Source organism: Gemmatimonas sp. (assembly GCF_041689975.1).
Taxonomy (GTDB): domain Bacteria; phylum Gemmatimonadota; class Gemmatimonadetes; order Gemmatimonadales; family Gemmatimonadaceae; genus Gemmatimonas.
Genome location: NZ_JBDNFF010000113.1, coordinates 1 through 17,581, shown reverse-complemented (window position 1 = coordinate 17,581; position 17,581 = coordinate 1). Strand labels below are relative to the sequence as shown.

At 64.0% G+C, this 17,581-nt stretch carries 14 protein-coding genes and 2 pseudogenes; all 16 read left to right on the top strand.

Features of this window, described 5'->3' with window-relative positions:
* Window positions 1-577: pseudogene (locus ACESNG_RS07920) on the top strand (acetyl-CoA carboxylase biotin carboxylase subunit); the annotation flags it as partial.
* Window positions 577-1,326, top strand: a complete 750-nt coding sequence (locus tag ACESNG_RS07915) for a 2-phosphosulfolactate phosphatase (protein WP_373058333.1) — start codon at window positions 577-579, stop codon at window positions 1,324-1,326. The pseudogene ACESNG_RS07920 and the gene ACESNG_RS07915, both read left to right, overlap by 1 nt.
* A gap of 3 nt (window positions 1,327-1,329) precedes the next feature.
* Window positions 1,330-3,678: a DNA translocase FtsK gene (locus tag ACESNG_RS07910; RefSeq protein ID WP_373058335.1), complete on the top strand. Its 2,349-nt coding sequence runs from the start codon at window positions 1,330-1,332 to the stop codon at window positions 3,676-3,678.
* A gap of 188 nt (window positions 3,679-3,866) precedes the next feature.
* Window positions 3,867-6,764, top strand: a complete 2,898-nt coding sequence (locus tag ACESNG_RS07905; RefSeq protein WP_373068465.1) for a TonB-dependent receptor domain-containing protein — start codon at window positions 3,867-3,869, stop codon at window positions 6,762-6,764.
* Window positions 6,765-6,871: 107 nt separating this feature from the next.
* Window positions 6,872-7,657 carry a glycerophosphodiester phosphodiesterase family protein gene (locus ACESNG_RS07900; protein WP_373058339.1) on the top strand — a complete coding sequence of 262 codons (786 nt, stop codon included), beginning with the start codon at window positions 6,872-6,874 and terminating at the stop codon, window positions 7,655-7,657.
* A gap of 57 nt (window positions 7,658-7,714) precedes the next feature.
* Complete coding sequence (locus ACESNG_RS07895) at window positions 7,715-8,080, top strand: YraN family protein (protein ID WP_373068463.1); 366 nt, start codon at window positions 7,715-7,717, stop codon at window positions 8,078-8,080.
* A gap of 101 nt (window positions 8,081-8,181) precedes the next feature.
* A complete protein-coding gene (gene recA / locus ACESNG_RS07890; RefSeq protein WP_373058341.1) occupies window positions 8,182-9,258 on the top strand; it encodes a recombinase RecA in 1,077 nt (358 codons plus the stop codon).
* Between the two features lie 148 nt (window positions 9,259-9,406).
* Entirely contained in the window at window positions 9,407-10,054 is a 648-nt protein-coding gene (locus tag ACESNG_RS07885) for a regulatory protein RecX (protein ID WP_373058343.1), read from the top strand.
* 42 nt (window positions 10,055-10,096) lie between these two features.
* A complete protein-coding gene (gene alaS / locus ACESNG_RS07880; protein ID WP_373068461.1) occupies window positions 10,097-12,880 on the top strand; it encodes an alanine--tRNA ligase in 2,784 nt (927 codons plus the stop codon).
* 38 nt (window positions 12,881-12,918) lie between these two features.
* Window positions 12,919-13,245, top strand: a complete 327-nt coding sequence (locus tag ACESNG_RS07875) for a hypothetical protein (RefSeq protein WP_373058347.1) — start codon at window positions 12,919-12,921, stop codon at window positions 13,243-13,245.
* A 58-nt stretch (window positions 13,246-13,303) separates the two neighbouring features.
* A complete protein-coding gene (locus ACESNG_RS07870) occupies window positions 13,304-14,047 on the top strand; it encodes a tyrosine-protein phosphatase (RefSeq protein WP_373058349.1) in 744 nt (247 codons plus the stop codon).
* Window positions 14,048-14,077: 30 nt separating this feature from the next.
* Window positions 14,078-14,683 (top strand): SIS domain-containing protein, encoded by a 606-nt coding sequence (locus ACESNG_RS07865; RefSeq protein WP_373068459.1) that lies wholly within the window; start codon window positions 14,078-14,080, stop codon window positions 14,681-14,683.
* A gap of 87 nt (window positions 14,684-14,770) precedes the next feature.
* A complete protein-coding gene (locus ACESNG_RS07860) occupies window positions 14,771-15,523 on the top strand; it encodes an SDR family NAD(P)-dependent oxidoreductase (protein WP_373058353.1) in 753 nt (250 codons plus the stop codon).
* Entirely contained in the window at window positions 15,514-16,827 is a 1,314-nt protein-coding gene (locus ACESNG_RS07855) for a CCA tRNA nucleotidyltransferase (RefSeq protein ID WP_373068467.1), read from the top strand. The genes ACESNG_RS07860 and ACESNG_RS07855 overlap by 10 nt, the downstream gene beginning before the upstream one ends.
* 8 nt (window positions 16,828-16,835) lie before the next feature.
* Complete coding sequence (locus ACESNG_RS07850; RefSeq protein WP_373068457.1) at window positions 16,836-17,393, top strand: hypothetical protein; 558 nt, start codon at window positions 16,836-16,838, stop codon at window positions 17,391-17,393.
* A pseudogene (locus tag ACESNG_RS07845) lies at window positions 17,390-17,581 on the top strand (hypothetical protein); the annotation flags it as partial. The gene ACESNG_RS07850 and the pseudogene ACESNG_RS07845, both read left to right, overlap by 4 nt.

Below are 17,581 nucleotides of genomic sequence, written 5' to 3'. Positions count from 1 at the left end.
TGGCGCGAAGGCGATCAACTACATCGGCGCCGGCACGGTGGAAATGCTCCTCGACGAGGACGGGTCGTTCTTCTTCATGGAGATGAATACGCGTATTCAGGTCGAGCATCCGGTCACGGAAATGCTCACCGGCGTCGATCTCGTGAAGGAGCAGATCCGGGTGGCCTCCGGACTTCCGTTGTCCGTGATGTCGACGCCTGAATTCCGTGGCCATGTGATCGAGTGCCGCGTGAACGCCGAAGATCCGGCCCGCAATTTCCAGCCGTCGCCGGGTAAGCTCGAAGTGTTTCATCAGCCCGGTGGACCGGGCGTACGCGTCGATACCCACGCCTATGCGGGCTACACGGTGCCGCCGTACTACGATTCGATGATCGCCAAGCTCATCGTACAGGGCAACACGCGCGAAGAAGCGCTCAAGCGCATGCAGATCGCGCTCGAGAGCTTCGTGATCGAGGGTGTGAAAACCACGGTGCCGTTCCTTGCCCGCGTCATGCAGCACCCCGACTTCAAGGCCGGCAAGGTGCACACCAAGTGGCTCGAGTTCGAGGGATCTGATCTGCTCAAGGAGCCGACGTAGTGCGCATCGATGTGCTGCTCGGCGAGGCGCAGGTCACGCCGGCCGACGTAGCGGATCGAGTAGTCGTGGTCATCGACGTGCTGCGCGCGGCGACCACCGTGGCCGCCGCGCTTGCTGCCGGCGCCCGTGGGGTGATCCCGTTCGAGACGGTCGATGAAACAGCTTCGCGAGCGAAGGCGTACGCACGTGGGGAAGTCCAGCTCGCGGGCGAACGGCGCATGGTGAAGATCGATGGATTCGACTTGGGTAATTCTCCCGCCGAGTACACACCAGCGTCGGTCGAGGGTCGCACGATTCTGTACACTACGACGAATGGCACCATGGCATTGGCCGCAACCCACGGCGCGCGCGTGTGCTGCTTCGCGGCGTTCGTCAATGTGGCCGCCACGGCGGCATCGGTGCGGTCCTCCATCGAACACGGCGGCGACGTGACCATCATTTGTGCGGGCCACGAGCGGCGTGTGGCACTCGAGGATGTCGTGTGTGCCGGACGGTTGGTGCGCGGCATTACCGCGGGCCTGGAAAGCGTCACCCGGGGGGACGGCGCCCGCGTGGCCGAGATGGCCGAACGACCGTTTCAGGGAGGGATCGCGTCCGTGGCACTCGAGGCCGCCCACGCCAAGGCGCTCGTGGCGGCGGGCTTCGAGCGCGACGTTGAGCTGTGTCTGACGCTTGATCGTTACGATCGAGCCGTGCGATACCATGACCGCCAACTTCAGCTCGAGCCTGCGACTCGCACGGAACACTGAGTCATGGAACCCGCTGTGCTGCGTCGGGAGCTTTCGGCGATCGCGCTGACCCTGCTCGCGGTGTTTCTTACCGGTGCTCTCGTCTTCAACGTACCGAATGTCGGCCAGCTGTGCCTCGAGGCAACCGGCGTGTTTGGTCCCGCGGGCACATGGGCGCGCTGTGCCTTGGTGAGCACGGTCGGCATTCCTGGTGCGGCCATCGTCGCCATGGGATGTCTGGTCGTGGCCCTCTCGCTTTTAGGCCGGATTGCCCGTGCCGACGGTGCGAGCGATTGGGGCCTGCTCTTCGCGGGGACCGTGACGCTGGTGCCCGTGGCGATCGGTCTTGCGCTAGGCGGTGAACCGTCGGCCTCCGACGGCGCTGGCCTGTGGGGGAGCTTCGCCGCTCACTACCTGCGAAAGGGACTCGGCTCGGCTGGAGCGTGGGTGTTCTTTTTGCTGGTCTCGAGTGCGCTGACCGTGGCGACGTTGCGCTCGAATCCGATCCGCAATTTGCTGGGTCCCGGTGCGCGAACGGCCGACGCCGACACGGTGGACGGCAGCGCGGTTGAAGCGCGTGCCGTCGTGAGCGGCCGCAAGCGCCGAACGCTGGCGCAGCAGCTCGAGCCGGAACCGGAAGAGCTGCCGGCCATCGACCCGGCGCTGGCGCGTGACGTCTTGGCGCTTGATAAGCCCGACGCGCGATACGCGCCCTCCGACACCGGCCGCGATAGTGCGAAGGCGAAGAAAAGCGCGAAGGACGCGGCGCGTCCGGTCGCCGCGGCCGTCGAAGCGGCGCTCGATGCCGCGGCGGAACCGTCGCCCTTCAGCGACGATTTGCCGCCGACCGACTTGCTCACGGCGGCGCCGGCGCGGAACGCCGACGCGGGCAAGCGCGACTTGGACCTGGCCGGTGAGAAGTTGATGGCCGCGCTCCGCACGTTCAAAGTGGATGGCCAGCTGGTCGGGCGTACGACAGGGCCGACCGTGACGCAGTTCGAGATCGAGCCGGCACCCGGCGTGAAAGTGCGACAGATCGCGGCGCTGGCGGACGATCTCGCCCTGGCGATGCGGGCGCCGAGTATTCGCATCGTGGCGCCGATCCCGGGTCGTGGCGCGGTTGGTGTTGAAGTCCCGAATCCGACGCCGGAGATGGTCGTGCTACGCGAAGTGCTCGAGTCGGCAGAGTTCCGGCAGATGCGCGCCGCGTTGCCGATCGCGCTGGGCAAGGATCTCGAAGGGCGCGCCGTGATCGCCGACCTGGCAAAGATGCCGCACCTGTTGATTGCTGGTGCGACGGGCTCCGGAAAATCCGTCTGCGTCAACACGATCATCACGAGCCTTGCCTATCGGCATACGCCACGCACGCTGCGATTCCTGATGGTCGATCCGAAGATGGTCGAACTCAGTGTCTACAACGCGCTGCCGCATCTGCGTCACAAGGTGATTACCGACAACCGCGACGCGGCCTCCGTGCTCAAGTGGGCCGTGATGGAGATGCAGGACCGTTACCGCTTGCTCGAAGCGAATGCGTGCCGCAACCTTCAAGAGTTCAATCGACGGGTACAACAGCACGCTGACGGCGAGGGCGCGCCGGTGCAGAAGCCGCGTAATCTCGAAGTAGCGTTCGAGGACCGCGCGTATACCGGCGGCGTGTTGCCGTACATCGTCGTCGTGATCGACGAAATGGCCGACCTCATGATGACGGTGCAGGGGGAAGTCGAAACGCCGATCGCGATGCTGGCGCAGAAGGCACGCGCGATCGGCATTCACCTGATATTGGCCACGCAGCGTCCCAGCGTAAATGTGATCACGGGCCTCATCAAGGCCAACTTCCCCTGCCGTATCGCGTTTCGCGTGGCGTCGCAGATTGATAGCCGCACGATCATCGACGGCGCGGGCGCCGAAGCATTGCTCGGTAACGGGGACATGCTCTTCATCCCGCCCGGTAAATCGGAGCCTGCCCGCCTGCAGGGAGCATATCTCTCCAGTGAGGATACGGAGCGCTTGCTCAAGTGGTACGAAGATGCCCGTGCCCGTCATGAGGCGGGTGAGGGTATCACGGCCGAACCGGACATTCTGGAAACGGTACGCGCCCTCGAAGCGAAGGGCGACGGTGGCGATGATGACGATCGCGACCGCGCATCGGACGAACGGGATGCGCGCTTCCGAGAGGCGGCCGAGGTGGTCATTCAACATCGGCAGGGATCGACGTCGCTCTTACAGCGGCGGCTGAAAGTCGGATACGGACGCGCCGCACGTATCATCGACCAGTTGGAAGCGGCGGGCGTGTTGGCACCCTCCGAAGGCGCGGCACGACCCCGCGATGTACTGGTGGGTGTGCAGGATCTGGAACGCATCTGCGGATCCTGACGACTTCAAATTCTCAGCGGTCTCTCGTCACGACGTATTGACGAGGTGTAACAGTCCGGCGAACATTGAAGCTGTTCGTCCCCCTCCTTCCGCTCGCCTGCCCGCGGACCGCCGGACCTCGACATTTTTCCTCCCTCCCGAGGTGTTAGATGTTTCTCATTCGCGTTCGACGAGTACTGACTTCGATCATGCTTGCGCTTGGCGCACTGCCCATGGTCGCCGCCGGACTGGCGGCCCAAGCCGGAACCATTACGGGTAAGGTGACCAACGCCGAGAGCGGCCGCCCGATCGAGAACGCCACGATCAAGGCATCGGTATCTGGAGGCACATCGTACGGCGCCGTGAGCGGTGCCGACGGCGCGTTCCGTATCGTGAATCTTCCGAACGGCTCGTACACGGTGAGCGTGTCGGCCATCGGCTTCGCCCCGAAGCGGTCGATCAACGTGCAGCCGGGGGCCGCGCTTACCATTGCGATGACGCCGCGCACGAACGTGCTCGAGCAGACGGTCGTCACCGCCAGCCGCAGCCGTCCGGAAAAGGCGCTCGATGCGCCGGCTCAGATCCTCACGGTCACGAGCCAGCAGATCGAAGAGCGCCCGGCTATCACCATCACCGACCACCTGCGCGCGACGCCGGGCGTCGACATCAACCGCGGTGGTCTCGCGCAGGCAAACGTCGTGGCACGCGGCTTCAACAACGCATTCAGCGGTAGCATGCTCATGCTGCAGGATTACCGCTTTGCCGGGGTGCCGTCGCTCCGCGTGAACGTGCCGTTCCTCTTCACCGGTACGAATGAAGATATCGATCGTATCGAAGTGTTGCTCGGACCGGCGTCGGCGTTGTTCGGACCGAACAGTTCGAACGGCGTGCTGCACGTGATCACGAAGTCACCGTTCCAGTCGCAAGGAACCACCATCAGTGTCGACGGCGGTGAGCGCTCGGTGCTCCGCACCGGCCTGCGCCACGCGGGCAAGATCAACGAGAAGTTCGCGTACAAGCTGTCGGGTGAATACTTCCAGGGAAAGGACTGGGAGTACAACGACCGGGCGGAGCCGACACTTTTTCCGAACACGACCAACGTGCCGGCGTCGCGTCGGGGGAAGGCGAACGAGCGTGACTTCAATCTTCAGCGCTATACGGGTGAAGCGCGTCTCGACGTCCGGCCGCGCGAAGGAATGGAGGCCATTTCGACGCTCGGCTACACCAATGTCGGCAACGCGATCGAACTGACTGGCGCCAACGGATCGTCCCAGATCAAGAACTGGACGTATCTGAGCTTGCAGCAGCGGTTCCGCTGGAATCGCCTGTTCGCGCAGGCTTTCATCAACAGCAGCGACGCCGGCAACGCCAGCGCGGCAGACGACCAAGGCACGTTTCTGCTGCGCTCGGGCCAGCCGATCGTCGACCAGTCTCGCGTGGCTTCAGCACAGTTGCAGCACGGCTTCGACCTTGGGGCCAAGCAGAGCTTCACGTACGGTGCCGACTATATCTGGACCAACCCGCGTACCGCGAACACCATCAACGGCCAGAACGAAGACGTCGACAATGTCACGGAGTACGGCGCGTACATCCAGTCGTCGACCAAGCCGATCAAGCAAGTCGAACTGCTGCTGGCCGCCCGCGGGGATGCCAATAGCGTGATCGCCGGTCAGTTCTTCTCGCCCCGTGCAGCACTGATCCTGAAGCCGAGCGCGAATCAGAATATCCGGTTCACATACAATCGCGCCTTCTCCACGCCCGGCAATTTCTCGTTCTTCCTCGACCTCATACAGTCGCCGAATGCCGGTGGTTCGGGCTTTGACGTACGGGCGCGCGGGAACCCGCCGAAGAACGGTCACCAGTTCAACCGTACCTGCGGCACGGGAAGCGCGTTCGGTTCGTACTGCATGAAGTCGGCGTATGCCTCTCAGGGTGCCTTTGTCGGTGCTAGCGCTGCGGCCGCGTTTCCGGGTGCCATTCAAGCACTTGCCCCGCGGCTCACGCCCGGCATCGCCGGAGCGCTGCAGCAGGCTGGTATTCCGGCGAGCGTCGCCGCCACACTGGCGGCGGGCGCGGTGCAATTCCTTGGCACCCGCACACCGACCAACGCCGACCTGTCGACCCGCGTCTCATACCTGACCACGGCGACGACCGCGCTGCAGACCACGCAGTTGCCCGACATCGACCCGCTGCAGGCTGCGTTCAACAACACGTTCGAAGTCGGCTACAAAGGCACCCTCGGCGGCAAGGTGACGTTCGACGTAGCGCTCTGGGGTCAGGAGCGTGGAGATGTCGGTACGCCGGCTGCACTGGCAACGCCGAACGTGTTCTTCGGTAACCCGCAACAACTGGGCGGCTACCTTGGACAGCAGCTTGGTGCGAACCTTGGACCGCAGCTCGCCCAACTCGGCCTGACGCCAGCGCAGATCAATCAGATCGTGTCCGGTGTAGCCGGAGCGCTGACGCCCAGCGTTGCCTCGCTGCCCGTGGGTGTGGTCACCTTCGCGAACGGCAACACGGCGCCGAATGCCGTGTACGCCACGTACTTCACGTCGGCGGGTAAGCTGTGGGTGCGTGGCCTCGACCTCGCCACATCTGTCTCGGCCACCGAACGCATCACCGCCGACTTGGCGTACAGCTATCAGAGCCAGAACGTGTTCCAGGGACTGAATGGCGGCAACGGTCTGCCGCTGATGTCCAACTCGCCAAACTCGCGCGGCTCGCTTGGCATGCGCTATCGCAACGACGACAACGGCGTTGGATTCGAACTGCGTACGCGCTACAACGAGGCGTATCCGGTGAACTCCGGCGTGTACGCGTCGAACTTTGCGTTCCCGATCGCGGCCGGTCAAACGGGCGCAATCACGACAGCGGCTGCCGGCGGACCGGGTCGATGCTCACCGGCGCCTGCCGGCACGTTCTGCTACGAAAACGTGCCCGAAGCGTTCACCTTCGACGCCCAGGTGACCAAGCGCTTCAACCTCGGTGAGAACAAGCTGACCTGGTCGCTGAACGCGCAGAACATGTTCGACAATCGCATTCGCACGTTCCCGGGCGTGCCTGAAATCGGACGCATGATCATGACGCGACTGCAGTACTCGTTCTAAACAGCTTCGGTCGGCGACCTTCTCGCGGTCGTCCTCGAGCGCGGCGTTTTACGGGGGGCGGTGCACACGGTGCGCTGCCCCCTCGTGCGTTTCCGTTAGCTTGCCACATGATTCTGCTCGACCCCAACGCCCATCCCGTGATCGGACATCGCGGAAATCGCGCCCATGCTCCCGAGAACACCCTCGCGTCGTTGCAGGAGGCGGTGGCGCTCGGCGTGGATGCCGTCGAGTTCGATGTGCAGGTCTCGAGCGATGGCGTGCTGCTGCTCATGCATGACCTCACGATCGATCGGACCACCAGCGGCTCCGGCGCAATCGCCTCGCAGACGTTCGCGGCGCTCCGCGCACACGACGCCGGCGCTCGCTTCACCGCGGATCGTGGTCGAATATTCCCGTGGCGCCATCGCGGCGTCGTGATTCCGTCCTTCAATGAGGTCGTGGAAGCGCTGCCCAGCACGCTCCCGTTCATTGTGGAGTTGAAAGCGCCCGCGGCGTCGGCGGCACTGCACGCGGCCATCGTTCGCCATGGTCTGCAGAAGCGCGTGATCGTGGCCGGCTTCGAGCCCGCCAGCACGCAGCCCCTACGCGGGCAGGGCTTTGCGCTCGGCGCGAGTACGCCCGACGTCGCTCGCCTGCTGCTGCCGTCGCTGCTCCGTCGCCGAATCCCGACACCTTGGTATCAGGCGCTCTGCATCCCGCCCACGCACAACGGCATACCGTTGCCCATCGCCGCCCTCGCGCGCGCCGTGCGCACGTCGTCGGTGGTCACGCACATCTGGACGGTGAATGATCCGTCGAAGGCGCTGCGACTCTGGGAACGCGGCGTACAAGGCATCATCAGCGACGATCCCGCATTGATCCTCGCCGCGCGTTCACGCTCCGCGTTCGTTTGACTCCGCCTGCACTGTTCTGGTGACACACGTCGCGGCCAACCGCGATAACGTGCGCCCATGACGAAACAACGACAGGCGCTCGGATTGTTGGGCGAACGGATCGCCGCACGATGGATGCGACGCGACGGATGGGAGTTCGTCGAACATCGTTTCCGCAGCGGGCATCGGGATATCGACCTCATCATGCGACGTGGAAACGAGATCGCGTTCGTGGAAGTGAAGGCGCGACGGGGCGAAACCTTCGGTCATCCAGTCGAAGCCGTACACTTCCGAAAACGCCGCGAACTCGGCCGCAGCGCCCGCGTTTGGGTAGATCGGCACGGTGCGCCCGAGCTGGTTTATCGGTTCGACGTGGTAGGCATCCTAGTTTCCGGTCAGAATGTCCGAGTTTACCACGTCGAGAATGCCTTCTTGCTGCCCTAAAATCAGACAGTGCAGGGGAGTTGTCCACATCAAAGGTTCTTCGTATTTTATTCGGGTCTTGGTCCTGCTCGCGTTCCCGGTAGATTTTTGCGAGCCAGGGCATGGCGGCTTCACCACTCACGACGGCGGTATCTATGGCGGGCACAGTGATGTCAGACGACAAGCGCAAGGCCCTGGCGCTCGCAGTCGCGCAGATCGAAAAGAGCTGCGGTAAAGGTTCAATCATGCGTCTTGGTACCGATTCCAAGGTGCGCGTCGAATCGATCCCCACAGGCGCGATCAATCTTGATGCAGCGATCGGCGTGGGCGGCATTCCGCGCGGTCGCGTAACTGAGATCTACGGACCGGAATCCAGCGGCAAGACCACGCTCTGTTTGCACGTGGTCGCCAACGCCCAGAAGCTGGGTGGTGTGGCCGCCTTCATCGACGCCGAACACGCGCTCGATACCGAGTACGCCAAGAAGCTGGGCGTCGATGTGGAGAACATGCTGATCTCTCAACCCGACACCGGTGAGCAAGCGCTCGAGATCTGCGAAATCCTCGTGCGCTCCGGCGCTGTCGACGTGATCGTGATCGACTCCGTTGCGGCGCTGGTACCGAAAGCAGAAATCGAAGGCGACATGGGCGACTCGCACGTCGGTCTGCAGGCACGCTTGATGAGTCAGGCGCTCCGCAAGCTCACCGGCGCCATCGCGCGCTCAAAAACCTCCGTCATCTTCATCAATCAGCTGCGCGAGAAGATCGGCGTCATGTTCGGCAGTCCGGAAACCACCACCGGTGGTAAGGCGCTCAAGTTCTACGCCTCGGTGCGTCTCGACATCCGCCGCATCGGTCCGGTGAAGGACAAGGAAGAAGTCGTCGGCTCGCACGTGCGCGTAAAGGTCGTCAAGAACAAGGTCGCGCCCCCGTTCAAGCAGGCGGAGTTCGACATCATGTACGCGGAAGGCATCAGCCATACCTCGCTGCTTGTCGATATCGGCTCGGAAGCGGGCATCATCGACAAGGCCGGCGCTTGGTACAGCTACGGTACGCAACGCATCGGACAGGGCCGTGAGAACGCGAAGATGTTCCTCAAGGACAACCCGGTGCTGATGGCGGAGATCGAGGAGAAGGTCAAGGTATTGCTCGGCGTCAAGGTCGCGGAGGCGCCAGGCGTGCCCGAAGAGACCGAGGAGTAGTACGCGGGATCTGTAGCATGCGTGAACGAAAAGAGGGCCGAGGGGTCGCTCGCGGTGTGAAGTGGTGCCCGGATCACCACGGCTCATTGTGAGTAGCCCCTCGGCTCTTTTCGTATCCCCACCTGAACCAGGGAGTGGGCCCGGCACGGTGAAGACCGTGCTGGAGTCGTCACGTCGACCGGGCCGGTTTGTGGTCACGCTCGCCGACGGACGCGTATTCACCATCGCGATCGGTGCCGTGAGCGAAACGGGCGCCACGCGGCCGGGCGTCGAGCTCGACGCGGATGCCGTGGCTTACCTCGCCCGAGAATCGCAAATCACGGACGTCAGCGATCGTGCCGTCAATGCGTTGGCCCGTGGCCGAAAAACTCGCCGAGAACTCGAGATCCGCCTCCGGCGGCGGCAGCCTGACGCTGTGCTGATTGCAGAAGCGCTCGACCGACTGGCCGCCAGTGGCATCCTTTCGGATGAAGACGTTGCGCACGCCGAAGCTGCTGCACGGCTTCGGCGTGGTGAAGCACCGGCCAAGGTACGCCAAGTGCTTCGGCGGAAGGGTGTAGAGGGGAAGATGGTGAATGAGGCCGTCAGCGCGGCCATCAGCGAAGACGGATTCGACGAGCTGACCGCGTGTCGCGCGTTGGCCGAGAAGCGCGTTCGCGCCCTCGGTGCGAAGGAGCCCGCGGTACTCCGACGCCGACTGTTTGCGTTCCTGCAGCGCCGCGGCTTTGGCGGCAGCATCATCGGGCAAGTGCTGCGAGAGGTGCTTGGACGGCCATCTGACGACGAGACGGAGTAGCCCCCGCACAAAGCACCTACTCTCGTCTATATTTGCACGCCTATGCTTGCGTCCGAAATCCGCGCCCGATTCCTGGCCTACTTCGAGAAGAATGGCCACACCATCCGCCCGAGCTCCGCGCTCGTTCCGGCCGATGATCCCACTCTGCTATTCACGAACGCAGGGATGGTTCAGTTCAAAAAGGTCTTTCTCGGCATGGAGGCAGCTCCCGATGGTAATCGGCGAGCGACCACGTCGCAGAAATGCGTCCGCGCCGGAGGCAAGCACAACGATCTCGAACAGGTCGGGCACACGGCGCGCCACCACACCTTCTTCGAGATGCTCGGGAACTTCTCGTTCGGGGACTACTTCAAGCACGATGCGATCCGCTTCGCTTGGGAGTTCATCACCGAAGACCTGAAGATTCCGCGTGAGCACCTGCGCGTCACCGTCTTCCATGAAGACGACGAAGCGCGTCAGCTGTGGAAGGACGTGGCCAACGTCCCGGACAACCGGATTTACGGGCTCGGCGCGAAGGACAACTTCTGGCAGATGGCCGATACCGGTCCTTGTGGCCCGTGCACCGAGATCTACGTCGATCTCGCGCACATGGCCCCCGACTGGGCGTTCCCGAAGGACGCGCACGGTGAGTGGACGAACACGGACATCTCGGACTATTCGCTCGACGCCTTCGTGGAAGGCGCCGAAGCGGGCCGCTTCCTGGAAATCTGGAACCTCGTTTTCATGCAGTTCGACCGTCAGCAGGACGGAACGATGGTGCCGCTCCCCAAGCCGTCGGTCGACACCGGCGCCGGGCTCGAGCGCATCGCCGCCGTCATGCAGGGCGTCACGAACAATTTCCATACTGATCTTTTCCGCCCGCTGATCGCGAAGGTCGAGGACGTCGTCGGCATCGGGTACCCGTATCGTCCAGGCGTCGGCCTCGGTACCGCCGTGGGCAAGGATGGTCGCGAAATCGATCCGGCGTCGTTCCGCGTCATTGCGGATCACGCCCGCGCGACCGCGTTTCTGCTGGCCGATGGTGTCTTCCCGAGCAATGAAGGTCGCGGCTACGTGCTACGTCGTATTCTGCGCCGCGCCGTGCGCCATGCGTGGCTGCTGGGACGCCGCGAGCCGACGCTCGTCCATGTGGTCGACGTGGTCATCGAAACCATGTGCGACCTGTATCCCGATTTGCACGTGCGCCGGAAGCACATCCTTGAGACCACGCGCGCGGAAGAAGAGCGCTTCCTCACCACGATCGACGCGGGCATGACACGCTTCGAAGAGCTGGCGCCGGCCGCCTCGACGCAGGGCTCGACGACCATGCGCGGTACGCTCTCCGGTGAAGACGCGTTCCGTCTGTACGACACCTTTGGCTTCCCGATCGACCTGACCGAACTCATGGCACGTGAGCGCGGTTATTTCGTAGATATTGCCGGCTTCGAGCACTCATTGTCGGCGCAGCGTAAGCAGTCGCAGGACGAGCGGAAGTCGCGACAGATCACCGTCAGCGCCGATGATTTCGGCGATCCGACCCAATGGACGCACGACCAGCAGCACGCGGCCAAGCTTGGCCGTTTCGTCGGGTACGACGTAATCGAAGCGGATACCGTCGTCACTGCGGTGCGCGCGCTCCCTGATGGGCGCGTGGCGGTCATGCTGCGCGAGACCCCGTTCTACGCGGAGTCGGGCGGACAGGTGTCGGACCACGGCACCATCACCGGTGCCGGCTGGTCGGTAGACGTGTCCGACGTGAAAAAGCTCGACGGTCGCATTGCGGCCATCGGTACAGCCACCGGCGAGATCATCTTTGGGCCGGCGCATGCCGTCGTAGTGCGCGAGCGTCGTCACGACACCGAGCGCAACCACACGGCCACGCACCTGCTGCACGGGGCGCTACGACACGTGCTTGGCGACCATGTGCATCAGGCCGGCTCGCTGGTGGCGCCCGACCGTTTACGCTTCGACTTCACGCATCACGGACCGCTCACACTCGATCAACTCGTCGCGGTCGAAGCGCAGGTGAATAAGGGTGTCTGGACCGCCGCGCCTGTGAATACGCGGGAGTCTGCGTACGCCGACGCGGTGGAGCAGGGCGCGATGGCGCTCTTCGGTGAGAAGTATGGCGATGTCGTGCGTGTGGTCGAGATTCCGGAACTTTCGGTCGAGCTGTGCGGCGGCACGCATGTGAAGAACACCGCCGAGATCGGCCTCGTACGTATCGTGTCGGAAGGTGGCGTGGCCGCCGGCGTGCGTCGCATCGAGGCCGTGACCGGACGGCGGGCGTTTCAGTTCCTCGCCGATCGCGAGCGTGCGCTCGTGCAGGTAGCCACGCGCCTCAAGGTGCCGATGGCTGGTACCGCGACGAACATCGAGCAGATCGAAAAGAAGATCGACGCGCTGATCGAAGAGCGGAAGCAGCTCGAGAAGCGCCTCGATGAAGCCATGCGCGGCGGGGTGTCCGGCGGTGGTGTGGCGCAGGAACTGGCGGCGCAGGCCACAGAGGTTCACGGCGTCCGGTTCATCTCCACGCGGGTCGAGGTGGTGGATGTCAAGGCGCTTCAGGCACTCGGTGACTCGGTCCGAGAGGCACTCGGCAGCGGCGTAGCCGTTTTAGGAGCAGTGCTGGCCGATGGGAAGGGCGCGTTGCTCGCGGTGTCCACCGATGACGCACGGAATCGTGGTCTCCGCGCCGACGTTGTCGTGCGTGAGGTGGCTGCGACTGTGGGTGGACGCGGCGGTGGCAAGCCGCATATGGCGCAGGCCGGTGTCGACGCCGACAAACTGGATACGGCGATCGCCGCAGCGGCCGAGATTTTTGCTCGCTTGGCGACCGCCGGGTGAGCGCGGCCAACGGAGTGATGAACGCGACGGAGACCATCGTGACGACGGTCGGCGGCTGGTTCCATGCCTTGACACCCGCTCCCCCCGAGGGGCTTCGGGTTCGACTTTCGACGTTGCTGCAACCGTTCGCGCATCTGCCAGCGCAGCAGGTGCCTGAGGCCTGCCTGAACGCGGGAGAGCGGTTGCTGGACGAATTGTTGGCGTCGGGGTCGACCTCACGAGCAACCGCGCTCGACCTGCTGGCGGTCGATGCGTTGGTGACCTACGCTTTCCAGTCGGCTGCCGATGAACCAGCGCTTCTGGATGTCAGGGCTGCTCGGGCGCTCGCCAGAATCGCGGCGCTCCCCGGATCGTTGGGCGCCTAAGCAGTCACATGCGAGCGATGTCCGCATCGCCGCGCCACGCCAGCGGGAGGGACGCGTCATGATCGACATTCACTCGCACCTGCTGCCGGGCGTCGACGACGGCTCACCGTCGCTCGACGTCTCCATTCCCGTGTTGGAGCGGTTTGCGGCGCAGGGCGTCACGGTACTCGTGTGCACCCCGCACTTGAACGCGAGTCAGGCGGCGAGCGCGCCGTACGCGCATCACCGTGAACTGCTTACGGAGTTGCAGTCCGTCGCTCCCGCCGGTCTCGAGATTCGGCTGGGGTGGGAGATCATGCTCGACAGCCCCGGGGTCGATCTCTCGGCGCCGGAGTTCTGCCTGGGAGGCTCGCGCGCGCTACTCGTGGAATTCACCCGCGGCGGACTCCCGCGTGGCGCCACCAGTGAGTTGCGCCGAATCGAGAGGAGCGGCCGAACAGCTATTCTGGCTCACCCTGAGCGGTACTTCGGCTGTACCCTCGAGCTGGTACGGGAATGGAGGGCGCTTGGCGTGGTCATCCAGACCGACGCCTCGGTCCTGATGGGGCGAGGGGTACCGGCCGATCTCGCCAAAGCGATGCTGGAAGACGGACTGATCGACATCCTCGCCTCGGACAATCACGGAGATGGCCGCTCACTGGGCGCTGCCCGTGACTGGCTTGTTGAGCGAGGAGCCGACGAGCAGATGGACTTGCTCCTCCGGGCCAACGCCGAGCGCGTGCTTGGCGACGAAGATCCCCTGCCGGTCCCGCCCCTTCGAGCGGGGCTGATCGGACGAATCAAGCGCATATTCGGTCGCTGACGCGATCAATTCCTGAACCTATACCAAGCCATGACCAACGTCGATCGAGGCTCGCAGCACACGCCAGACGCGTCCGTTGCACCATTGTTGGCCGCCCTGAGCGAGCTGGCCGAGACGGCCGAACGGGTCGCGCGCGACCTGGCTCCGGAGATCGAGCGGGCACTGGAAATGGTCCGTACGGCCGTGAATCAGGGGGGCACGTTACTGTTTTGTGGAAATGGCGGGTCGGCCGCCGATGCCCAACATATCGCCACGGAGTACGTCGTCCGGTATATGCGAAACCGCCGGGCCTATCCCGCGATCGCCTTGACCACGGACACGTCGCTGCTCACGGCGGCAGGGAATGATTTCGGCTTCGATCACATTTTTTCTCGCCAGATCCAGGCACTGGGAAAGCGTGGAGATCTTCTGATCATCCATTCGACCAGTGGGAATTCACCGAACGTGCTTCGCGCAGCTGAAGCAGCGAAGGAGAAAGGGATTCCGGTGCTGGCATTGACCAAGCGGGACGGCGGCGCGCTGCGTCTGGTCGCAGACCACACGATCGTGGTGCCAACCGATCGGACGGATCGCGCACAGGAAATTCATCTGTGCATCCAACATGCAATCTGTGACGCAATCGAGCAGGCGCTCTAAAAGAGCCTTGCGGACAAATGTCCAAGTCCATACCTCATTTCATGATGTCTCATACTGCATGATGCACTTTTACAGGTCGGTCGCAACATGATTTCACTGAAAGGCAAGCGAGCGCTGGTCACTGGCGGCTCTCGGGGTATTGGTGCGGCGGTCGCGCGATTACTCGCGCAGGCCGGCGCTGATGTGGGGATCGCGTACCGGAGTCGGACCGCCGAGGCCGACGCCGTTCTCGTGGATATCACGAATCACGAAGTGAAGTGCTTCTCGCACATGGGTGATTTGTCCACAAAAAGTGCGAATGACTCCTTTGTTGATAAAGCGCTCGATCGCTTCGGAAGTGTGGATATCTATGTGGGAAACTCCGGCTTTTGGCCACCTGATCCGCTTCCTGTATCCTTGTTGGATGACGAGCGCTGGCGGTTGACGATGGCCGCGAATCTCGACGGGATGTTCTACGGAGCGCGGGCTGCCGCACGCGTGATGAGCGATGGTGGACGGATGATTTTCGTGTCGAGCACGGCGGGGCAACGGGGTGAGGCCGGGCATGCGGACTATGCTGCGACCAAGGGCGCCATGATTGCTTTCGTGAAATCGTTGGCGGTTGAGCTTGCTAGCCGAGATATCACGGTGAACGCCGTGGCGCCGGGATGGGTAGACACCGAGGCCGTCGCGAAGCCGTTTGCCGTTGGACGCGAACGGATCGAGGCGGCGATTCCGCTTGGGCGCGTGGCCTCTCCATCGGATATCGCTGGTCCGATTCTGTTCCTGGCGAGCCCGCTCGCCCGTCACGTGACCGGTGAAATTCTGAATGTGAACGGTGGGAGCGTGCTCTGCGGTTAGCGAACTCAGCTGCCGGCCGTCATTGGCGCGCACCCGGCCAGGTCATCGAAATCGCCCGCACGCTTCAGCAGGCGGGCTTCGAAACCTGGTGCGTAGGCGGAGCCGTGCGTGACGCCTTGTTGGGCGTGGCCCACCTCGATTGGGATCTGGCGACCGCCGCCACCCCGACGCAGGTGCGTAAGCTGTTTCGCCGGACCATTCCCGTTGGGATTGAGTTCGGCACCGTTGGCGTGCTGGACCGCGACAACCTCATGCATGAGGTTACGACCTTTCGCCGCGATGTCAAAACCGACGGACGTCATGCGGTCGTGGAGTTCGGTGCGTCATTGGACGAGGATCTGGCGCGGCGGGATTTCACGATCAACGCGATCGCGTACGACCCGATCGACCATCGTCTGCACGACCCATTTGGTGGGCAGATTGACTTGAATCGTCGGGTCGTGCGTGCCGTCGGCGACGCCGAGGCGCGGTTACGTGAAGACCGGTTGCGGGCCCTGCGGGCGATTCGTTTCGCCGCGCGTTTCGGCTTCGACATCGAGCATGAGACCTGGCACGCCATTGTCGGGAGCGCGCCCTTTCTGACGCGATTGTCGCCGGAGCGCGTAAAGCAGGAGATCGAGAAGACGATGGAGCAAGTGCTCGCGCCCTCCACCGCGTTCGCGCGCTGGCGTGACGCCGGAGCCTTTGCGTCCGTGGTGCCGACGTTGGCGCAGGTCAGCGACGTGACACTGCGCGCCATCGATGCCTTGCCCCGTCCCGGGCTGCCCGGGCGTCCGCTGCGAAAGTGCTTGCGTCTGGCGGCGCTCTTCAGCGACGTGGGCGGGAAGCAGACCGAGCGGGCGCTGCGCGATCTCCGCTTCTCGAATCAGGATATCGCAACCGTGTCGGCGCTGGTCGATCGCTGGAGCCGGTACGCGCCAAATCTTACCGCGACGCTCTCTGCCGGCATCTTGCCCGATGCTGCCGAATTGCGGCGACTCGCCGCCGGCGTGGGGCGATTGCGGGTAGCGGCCTTTGTGCGTTTGGCGGCGGCCCGTTGGAGCGCGGCCGGCGCCGTGCAGCCGTTGTTGATTCGTCGGTTGCACCGTCGCATGCTCACGATGGCGTTCCGCGAACCGATCGAGCTCGCGGATCTCGCGGTGGACGGCGACGATCTGCGCAGCGCTGGCATCGCCACCGGGCCTGCGTTGGGGCGAATCTTGCACGCACTGCTGCAGCTGGTGATCGAGGATCCTGCAGTCAATACGCGCCAGGCGCTGCTCGCGATCGCACGGCATCTTGGGCTTCCCTCCGAAACCGTGTGACAGACCGCATGAATCTCCAGATGCGAAGCGAGATGTCGCCGTTGGGCAGTGACGAACCGGGGCGATTCCGCGCGCTGTTGGACTGGTTTATCGCGTCCGTACGTGACGGTGTGTACATCGCGCGCATCGGAACGACGGCTGAACGGGCGGTCGATCTGATGCACGCGCTGTCGGTGCATCTGGATCCTGCCGTCGACGTCGTCATGACCGACTGGCGAACCGGAACGGAATGGGTGGGCGTCGATGTGGCGCTGCCGGATCTTCGGGAGGCGCTTGGTCGGCTGCGCTTTCCGCTGGCGACGTATGGCGGCGTGGAGCTGACGGTCGTTGGCCCGGACGATCAGCTCTCGTTGACGCCTGAACTCCTGCTCGTGATCTACGCGCGTTCCGACCGCTGGTACTTCCTGCTCGACGGACTTGGCCTCTCAGAACGGGCCGCGCCACCGGCACCGGTTTGGGTGCCGACGCTCTCCAAGCTCGCGCACTCTCCGGAGCTGGCGACCGCGCTGGCCGCAGCCGCCGCGAGACTGGGATTGACCGCGGGCCCCGCGTCGACCGAGCGATGAGCACGACGCTGTTTGCGGCGAGTTCTCCGGAACCGCTGGCCGCCCGTATGCGCCCGGTGCGACTCGAAGACGTGATCGGGCAGCAGCATCTGCTCGCACCTGGCCGTCCCCTTGGCGACGCGATTCGCAATGGTTCGATCGGCAGCGTCATTCTGACGGGTCCGAGCGGAACGGGAAAGACGACGATC